General features: G+C 71.7%; 7 protein-coding genes and 5 tRNA genes. 11 read left to right on the top strand and 1 reads right to left on the bottom strand.

The features are described 5' to 3' along the window. The first annotated feature begins 256 nt into the window (after nt 1-256). From AC07BS_RS21150 to AC07BS_RS21180, 7 genes are all read left to right on the top strand, one after another. Nucleotides 257-328, top strand: a tRNA-Gln gene (locus AC07BS_RS21150). An 82-nt stretch (nt 329-410) separates the two neighbouring features. Further along, nucleotides 411-483, top strand: a tRNA-Glu gene (locus AC07BS_RS21155). A 40-nt stretch (nt 484-523) separates the two neighbouring features. After that, nucleotides 524-596 (top strand) — tRNA-Glu (locus AC07BS_RS21160). A gap of 16 nt (nt 597-612) precedes the next feature. Beyond that, nucleotides 613-684 (top strand) — tRNA-Gln (locus AC07BS_RS21165). Nucleotides 685-727: 43 nt separating this feature from the next. Continuing rightward, nucleotides 728-800 (top strand) — tRNA-Glu (locus tag AC07BS_RS21170). Nucleotides 801-899: 99 nt separating this feature from the next. Continuing rightward, nucleotides 900-1802, top strand: coding sequence for an MEDS domain-containing protein (locus AC07BS_RS21175; RefSeq protein ID WP_478650151.1), 903 nt, complete (start codon nt 900-902; stop codon nt 1800-1802). Beyond that, the gene (locus AC07BS_RS21180) at nt 1792-2766 is read left to right on the top strand and encodes an anti-sigma factor RsbA family regulatory protein (RefSeq protein WP_478933801.1); all 975 of its coding nucleotides are present in this window, start codon (nt 1792-1794) and stop codon (nt 2764-2766) included. Before AC07BS_RS21175 ends, AC07BS_RS21180 begins: the two co-directional genes overlap by 11 nt. A gap of 97 nt (nt 2767-2863) precedes the next feature. Here the strand turns inward: AC07BS_RS21180 and ndgR are convergent, their stop codons facing one another. Continuing rightward, a complete protein-coding gene (ndgR, locus tag AC07BS_RS21185; RefSeq protein ID WP_478650157.1) occupies nt 2864-3592 on the bottom strand; it encodes an IclR family transcriptional regulator NdgR in 729 nt (242 codons plus the stop codon). Nucleotides 3593-3718: 126 nt separating this feature from the next. Between ndgR and leuC the strand changes: the two genes are divergently transcribed. The 4 genes from leuC to AC07BS_RS21205 all read left to right on the top strand — a co-directional run bounded on the left by leuC (nt 3719) and on the right by AC07BS_RS21205 (nt 7011). Further along, on the top strand, nt 3719-5152 hold the full coding sequence (leuC, locus tag AC07BS_RS21190) for a 3-isopropylmalate dehydratase large subunit (protein ID WP_478650160.1): 1434 nt from the start codon (nt 3719-3721) through the stop codon (nt 5150-5152). Nucleotides 5153-5155: 3 nt separating this feature from the next. Then, nucleotides 5156-5749, top strand: a complete 594-nt coding sequence (gene leuD / locus AC07BS_RS21195) for a 3-isopropylmalate dehydratase small subunit (protein WP_478933804.1) — start codon at nt 5156-5158, stop codon at nt 5747-5749. 180 nt (nt 5750-5929) lie between these two features. After that, nucleotides 5930-6175, top strand: a complete 246-nt coding sequence (locus AC07BS_RS21200; protein WP_478650166.1) for an SCO5555 family protein — start codon at nt 5930-5932, stop codon at nt 6173-6175. A 122-nt stretch (nt 6176-6297) separates the two neighbouring features. Further along, nucleotides 6298-7011: an HU family DNA-binding protein gene (locus AC07BS_RS21205; RefSeq protein ID WP_478650168.1), complete on the top strand. Its 714-nt coding sequence runs from the start codon at nt 6298-6300 to the stop codon at nt 7009-7011. Nucleotides 7012-7123: the final 112 nt, after the last annotated feature.

Here is a 7123-nt window from a genome sequence, read left to right on the forward strand (position 1 = left end):
CTGGCGCTGTGCGGCGTCACGGCGGTGGCCCTGCCCCTGCTGGTGCTGGCGACCCGGGTGACGGCGGCCTTCGGTGAAGGCCGCCGGGCCCCTCACGTACGCGGTGCGTGGGACCGCCCGGCCACCAGGCGGCTTATCGATTTTGGACCCCGGTCCACCTTCGGGTAATGTTCTTCCTGCGCCGCCCGAGAGGGCCGAGAGGCCGGAGCGGAGGGCGCGAGCCGGACAAGACCCCTTACGGGGGGTGGAGTTACGGTGGGGTATGGTGTAATTGGCAGCACGAGGGTTTCTGGTTCCCTTAGTCTAGGTTCGAGTCCTGGTACCCCAGCTCAGAGAAAATCCGCTGGAAATTCTCTGGCAAAACTACTGATAAAGTAGACACCGCGCGAAAGCGCAAAAGCGAAGTGCAAGCCCCCGTTGTGTAGCGGCCTAGCACGCCGCCCTCTCAAGGCGGTAGCGCCGGTTCGAATCCGGTCGGGGGTACTGGTTCCTGAAGGGATAACACCCGGACGGGATCGCTAGGGCCCCCGTTGTGTAGCGGCCTAGCACGCCGCCCTCTCAAGGCGGTAGCGCCGGTTCGAATCCGGTCGGGGGTACTGGGTAAAACCACCATGGGGTATGGTGTAATTGGCAGCACGAGGGTTTCTGGTTCCCTTAGTCTAGGTTCGAGTCCTGGTACCCCAGCGCAGATTGCTTTTCGAGTCTGCAAAGCACAAAACAAAAGCAGGCCCCCGTTGTGTAGCGGCCTAGCACGCCGCCCTCTCAAGGCGGTAGCGCCGGTTCGAATCCGGTCGGGGGTACAAGAAAGAAAGAATGCCTTTCGCTTCGGCGGAGGGCATTCTTTCGTTTGCGGCCCGTGCGACCTTCCCCCGCCTCGCGGGCGGCGGGATAATCCCGGCATGGTCCAACCCCATGGCGTGCGCCGCCGGGTCCACGTCGGCGATCTGCAGCCCGGCGACCACGCGTGTCTCCTCTTCGCCTCGGACGAGGAGCGGGCCTCGATCCTGCGGGACTTCGTCCGCGGGGGACTGGACGCCGAGGACAAGATCCTCTATCTCAGCGGTGACGACGACCCGCCCGGCCCCGCCGCCCTGCTGGACGAGTGCCGGCTCGACGGCTCGCCCGCCGCCCTGGCCGACCGGGTCGAGGTCGTACGCCTGGCCGAATTCCGCTCGGGCCGAGGACAGTTGGAGCCCACCGCCCTGATGCGCCGGCTGCGCAGCGCCGCCCGCCGCTCGCGCGAGGAGGGCTACCGCGCGCTGCGGGTCGCCGGCGAACTGTGCGCCGCCCTCCAGAACGGCCACGCCTTCCTCGACGTGCCCCGGCTGCTGCGCTACGAGGCGCTGCTGGCCGAGGAGTTCAGCTCGGGCGAGGCGCTGGCCGTCTGCCAGTACGACATCCGCCGCTGCGACCCGGACGCCCTGGACGCCTTCGAATCGGCGCACGCGTGCGGTGTGGAGGCCGACCCCCTGGTGCGGACGGCGGAGCTGGTCGTCTCCCGGACCTACCGCCCGTCCGGGCTGCGCATCGAGGGCGTGGTGGACGCCGGCTCCCACCGCTGCCTGCGGGACGCCCTGGCGTCCGTGGCCGCCGTGCGCGGGGACGTACGGCTGGAGATGTCCGGGGTGGAGTTCCTCGACCTGGGCGGGCTGCGGCTGCTGATGACGTTCGCCCGGGCCCGTGCCGCCCGCCACCGCACCGTCGAGCTGAGCGGCCTGCCGGGGCACCTGCTCCAGGTCATCACGGTCGTCGGCTGGGACCGGACCCCCGGGCTCCGGCTGGGGGCCGTGCATGCCTGCTGAGGACGGGACGGGCGGCGCCTTCGTCCACCACGCCTGCCTGTACGGGTCCGACGCGGAGTTCCTGGCGATGGCGGTGCCGTTCGTACGCGACGGGCTGGCGGCCGGGGAGCCCGTCCTGGCCGCGACCACCTCCGCCAACCTGGAGCTGCTCCGGCGGGCCCTGGGGGAGCGGGCGCACCGGCTGGACACCGCCGAGACCGCCTACTTCGGCCGCCGCCCCGTGGAGCGCGTCTCCGCCTTCCTGCGCTACCACGACCGCCGGGCCCGGCCCGGCGTGCGGACCCGGATGATCGCCGAGCCGGTGTGGGGCGGGAAGTCCGACCGCCAGATCGCCGAGTGGAAGCGGATGGAGTCCGGGCTGAACGTGCTGCTGGCCGGGCTGCCGGTGTGGATGATCTGCCCCTACGACACCCGGACCGTGCCCGGCGACGTGGCGGAGGCCGCCTGCGCCACCCACCCCGCCCGGCTGGACGGGCAGCGGCTGGTCCCCTGCGCGGGCTACGCCGACCCCCGGGAGTACGCGGTCACGGTGGCGCCGCCGCGCACGCCCGCGCCCCCGGGGGCGGCACGGACGGGCCCCACGGACCGGCTCGCGGCCGTACGGGCGTTCGCCCGCGAGAGCGCCGCGGCCGCCGGGCTGACCGGCGAACGGCTGTCCCTGGCCGTGCTGGCCGTCTGCGAGGCGGCGGGCTACCTGCTGGCGGGGGAGGGGGCCCGGCTGGCGGTGCGGGCCTGGCCGGAGCCGGGCGCGGTGGCGTACGAGCTGCTGCGCACCCGGCCGCCGGGCGCGGCGGGCGCCGTCCCGGCGTTCGCGGGCTTCCGGCCCCCGGGCGAGGCCGCGGGGCCCGAGGACGGCCTGTGGCTGGCCCGGACGCTCAGCGAGAGCCTGGACGTGTGCGGCCGGGGCCCGCTGACCCGGCTGACGCTGCGCCTCGCGGGCCCCGGGGACGCCGAGCGCTGGTGAGCCGGGGCCGTCCGGACGCGCCGCGGGCCGGGCTCCCCTTCAGGGGGACCCGGCCCGGCGGGGTCGCGAAGGACCCGGTGGCGGCGTGTGAGACTCCTCACCCGTTGCGGCGCAGCGCCTCCGTGAGACGGACGGCGGCGTCCAGCACCGCCTGGGCGTGCATCCGCCCGGGGTGGCGGGTGAGGCGCTCGATGGGACCGGAGACCGAGACGGCGGCCACCACACGGTTGGAGGGGCCGCGCACCGGCGCGGAGACCGACGCCACGCCCGGCTCGCGCTCGCCGATCGACTGGGCCCAGCCCCGGCGCCGTACGCCCGACAGGGCCGTCGCCGTGAAGCGCGCCCCCTGCAGGCCGCGGTGCAGCCGCTCGGGCTCCTCCCAGGCCATGAGCACCTGGGCGGCCGAGCCGGCCTTCATGGGCAGCGTGGAGCCCACCGGCACGGTGTCCCGCAGGCCGGACAGCCGCTCCGCGGCCGCGACGCAGATCCGCATGTCGCCCTGGCGCCGGTAGAGCTGCGCGCTCTCGCCCGTCACGTCCCGCAGGTGCGTGAGCACGGGGCCCGCCGTGGCCAGCAGCCGGTCCTCGCCGGCCGCGGCCGCGAGCTCGCTCAGCCGGGGCCCCAGGATGAAACGGCCCTGCATGTCGCGCGCCACCATCCGGTGGTGCTCCAGCGCCACGGCGAGCCGGTGCGCCGTCGGCCGGGCCAGGCCCGTGGCCGTGACCAGCGCGGCCAGCGTCGCCGGCCCGGACTCCAGAGCGCTCAGCACCAGAGCCGCCTTGTCGAGTACACCCACACCGCTCGAGGCGCCACCATCGTTGTCCATGCAACGATACTCGCGTCTCAAAGTATGAAACGCAAGTTCACATTTCCGCGAGACGCGCCAACCTGGAACACATAGGACCCACTGGCAACGATTGGGCCGGCAGCGACGCCGGTCGGAGGGACAGCGATGGGACGGACACTCGCGGAGAAGGTCTGGGACGACCATGTCGTCAGGCGAGCCGAGGGCGAGCCCGACCTCCTCTTCATCGATCTGCATCTGCTCCACGAGGTCACCAGCCCGCAGGCCTTCGACGGACTGCGCAAGGCCGGCCGCGGCGTCCGGCGGCTGGACCTGACCATCGCCACCGAGGACCACAACACCCCCACCCTCGACATCGACAAGCCGATCGCGGACCCCGTCTCCCGCACCCAGCTGGAGACCCTGCGCCGCAACTGCGCCGAGTTCGGTGTCCGGCTGCACCCGCTGGGCGACGTCGAGCAGGGTGTCGTCCACGTGGTGGGCCCGCAGCTGGGCCTCACCCAGCCCGGGACGACCGTCGTCTGCGGCGACAGCCACACCTCGACCCACGGCGCGTTCGGCGCGCTGGCGTTCGGCATCGGCACCAGCCAGGTCGAGCACGTGCTGGCCACCCAGACGCTGCCGCTGTCGCCGTTCAGGACGATGGCGATCACCGTCGAGGGCGAGCTGCCCGAGGGCGTCACCGCCAAGGACCTGATCCTGGCGATCATCGCCAGGATCGGCACCGGCGGCGGCCAGGGCTACGTCATCGAGTACCGCGGCCCCGCCATCGAGAAGCTGTCGATGGAAGCCCGGATGACCGTCTGCAACATGTCCATCGAGGCGGGTGCCCGGGCCGGCATGATCGCCCCCGACGAGACCACCTTCGCGTATCTCAAGGACCGCCCGCACGCCCCCCGCGGCACCGACTGGGACGAGGCCGTCGCGTACTGGCGCACCCTGCGCACCGACGACGACGCCGTCTTCGACCACGAGGTCGTCATCGACGCCTCCGAGCTGTCGCCGTTCGTCACCTGGGGCACCAACCCGGGCCAGGGCGCGCCGCTGTCGGCCGCGGTGCCCGACCCGGCCTCGTTCGCGGACGCCTCCGAGCGGCTCGCCGCCGAAAAGGCCCTGGAATACATGGGGTTGACGGCAGGTCAGCCGCTGCGCGACATCCGCGTGGACACCGTCTTCGTGGGCTCGTGCACCAACGGCCGGATCGAGGACCTGCGCGCCGCGGCCGGGATCCTCGAGGGCCGCGCGGTGGCCGACGGCGTGCGCATGCTGGTCGTCCCCGGCTCCGTACGGGTGGCGCTGGAGGCCATGGCCGAGGGGCTGGACAAGGTGTTCACCGCGGCCGGCGCCGAATGGCGGCACGCCGGCTGCTCGATGTGCCTGGGCATGAACCCCGACCAACTCGCGCCCGGCGAGCGGTCCGCGTCGACCTCCAACCGCAACTTCGAGGGCAGGCAGGGCAAGGGCGGCCGTACCCACCTGGTCTCCCCGCAGGTCGCCGCCGCCACCGCCGTCCTGGGCCGGCTGGCCTCCCCGGCCGATCTGACCGGCGCCGCCGCCGTCCGCACCCCCCTGGAGGTCTGAGCCATGGAAGCCTTCACCACCCACACCGGCCGGGCGGTCCCGCTGCGCCGGAGCAACGTCGACACCGACCAGATCATCCCCGCGCACTGGCTGAAGAAGGTGACCCGCGACGGCTTCGAGGACGGGCTCTTCGAGGCCTGGCGCAAGGACCCGGAGTTCGTGCTGAACCGTCCCGAGCGGGCCGGTGCCTCGGTCCTCGTGGCCGGTCCCGACTTCGGCACCGGCTCCTCCCGCGAGCACGCGGTCTGGGCGCTGCAGAACTACGGCTTCAGGACCGTGATCTCCTCCCGGTTCGCCGACATCTTCCGGGGCAACTCGCTCAAGAACGGACTGCTGACGGTGGTGCTGCCGCAGGAGACCGTCGAGGCGCTCTGGGAGCTGACCGAGAACGACCCCTCCGTCGAGGTGACGGTCGACCTCGTGGACCGTCAGGTGCGGGCCCCCGGACTGACGGCCGGATTCGACCTTGACGAGAACGCCCGATGGAGGCTCCTGGAGGGGCTGGACGACATCGGTCTGACCCTCCGGCACGCGTCCGACATCGACGCCTACGAGGCCCGCCGGCCCGCGTTCAAGCCGTCCACGGCCCGGATCTGAGGGTCGATTCCGGCTCGTTTGGCCCAGTGTCGGACGGCTTCGGAAGCCCTGAACGGGCCCCGGATTTTCGCTGCTCACCCAGGGTTTGGCATGATGCGCCCCCTGTCTTCGGACAGGGGGCGCCTCGCGTTGTTGAGGGCCCGTGAAGCGACAACTCGCCTCAGATGGCACAATCGGTGCATGGAACGCGACAGCCAACTCGAGCTTTACCGGCTTGTCGCCGACCAACTGAAGGAAGCGCACACGAAAGTGCGCGCACTGCAAGTCCCGGAGGGCGTACGGATGGCGCTGTCTCGGCAGCTGCTGGCCATCACGGCCTCGGCGAAGCACGATCTCTCAGGCGCGGCAAGGCGTCTGGACCGGCTGATGAACGACCTCGACGAGGGCCGTTTCCCCCAAGAGCCCGACACCGACGGAACTCCGTGATGGGTCGAGTTCGTTGCGGCACAAGGGTGATTAGACCGTTTCGTGTTTGATTTGCGGTATATATCTGCCTAACGTGCGAAAAGCTGGAGCACTTTCCAGCCAATGTCTCCGAAGGGGAAGACGTGAACAAGGCGCAGCTCGTTGAAGCGATTGCCGACAAGCTCGGCGGCCGTCAGCAGGCCGCGGACGCCGTCGACGCGGTACTCGACGCGATGGTCCGTGCGGTCGTCGCCGGTGACCGGGTCTCGGTCACCGGTTTCGGCTCGTTCGAGAAGGTCGACCGCCCCGCCCGGTACGCCCGCAACCCGCAGACGGGTGAGCGCGTGCGGGTCAAGAAGACCTCGGTTCCCCGCTTCCGCGCGGGTCAGGGCTTCAAGGACCTGGTGAGCGGCACGAAGAAGCTCCCGAAGGGCGACGAGGTCGCCGTCAAGAAGGCGCCCAAGGGCAGCCTTTCCGGTGGCAAGGCCACCACCAAGGCCGCGGCCAAGAAGGCCACCGCCAAGAAGGCCGCGGTGAAGAAGACGACGGCCGCCAAGAAGGCGACCGCCGCCAAGACCACCGCCGCGAAGAAGACCACGGCCGCCGCCAAGAAGACCACGGCCGCCAAGAAGGTCACCGCGAAGAAGGCGACGCCGGCGAAGACCGCGGCCGCCGCGAAGAAGACCACGGCCGCCGCCAAGAAGACCACGGCCGCCAAGAAGGTCACCGCGAAGAAGGCGACGCCGGCGAAGAAGGCCGCCGCCGCGAAGAAGACCGCGCCCGCCAAGAAGGCCACGACGCGCACCACCACCGCGCGCAAGACCACCGCCAAGAAGACCGCCGCCAAGAAGAAGTAGGCAGCGCTTCCACGGCGTCACGGGCGTCACGCGCCGGGGGGGGGGGGGGGGGGGGGGGGGGGGGGGGGGGGGGGGGGGGGGGGGGGGGGGGGGGGGGGGGGGGGATGGGAGT

It is taken from the genome of Streptomyces sp. NPDC044063, from assembly GCF_056434285.1.

Coding starts and splice junctions, on each gene's coding strand:
- AC07BS_RS21175 (WP_478650151.1), top strand. CDS start 900: ATGGTCCAACCCCATGGCGTGCGCCGCCGGGTCCACGTCGGCGATCTG.
- AC07BS_RS21180 (WP_478933801.1), top strand. CDS start 1,792: ATGCCTGCTGAGGACGGGACGGGCGGCGCCTTCGTCCACCACGCCTGC.
- ndgR (WP_478650157.1), bottom strand. CDS start 3,592: ATGGACAACGATGGTGGCGCCTCGAGCGGTGTGGGTGTACTCGACAAG.
- leuC (WP_478650160.1), top strand. CDS start 3,719: ATGGGACGGACACTCGCGGAGAAGGTCTGGGACGACCATGTCGTCAGG.
- leuD (WP_478933804.1), top strand. CDS start 5,156: ATGGAAGCCTTCACCACCCACACCGGCCGGGCGGTCCCGCTGCGCCGG.
- AC07BS_RS21200 (WP_478650166.1), top strand. CDS start 5,930: ATGGAACGCGACAGCCAACTCGAGCTTTACCGGCTTGTCGCCGACCAA.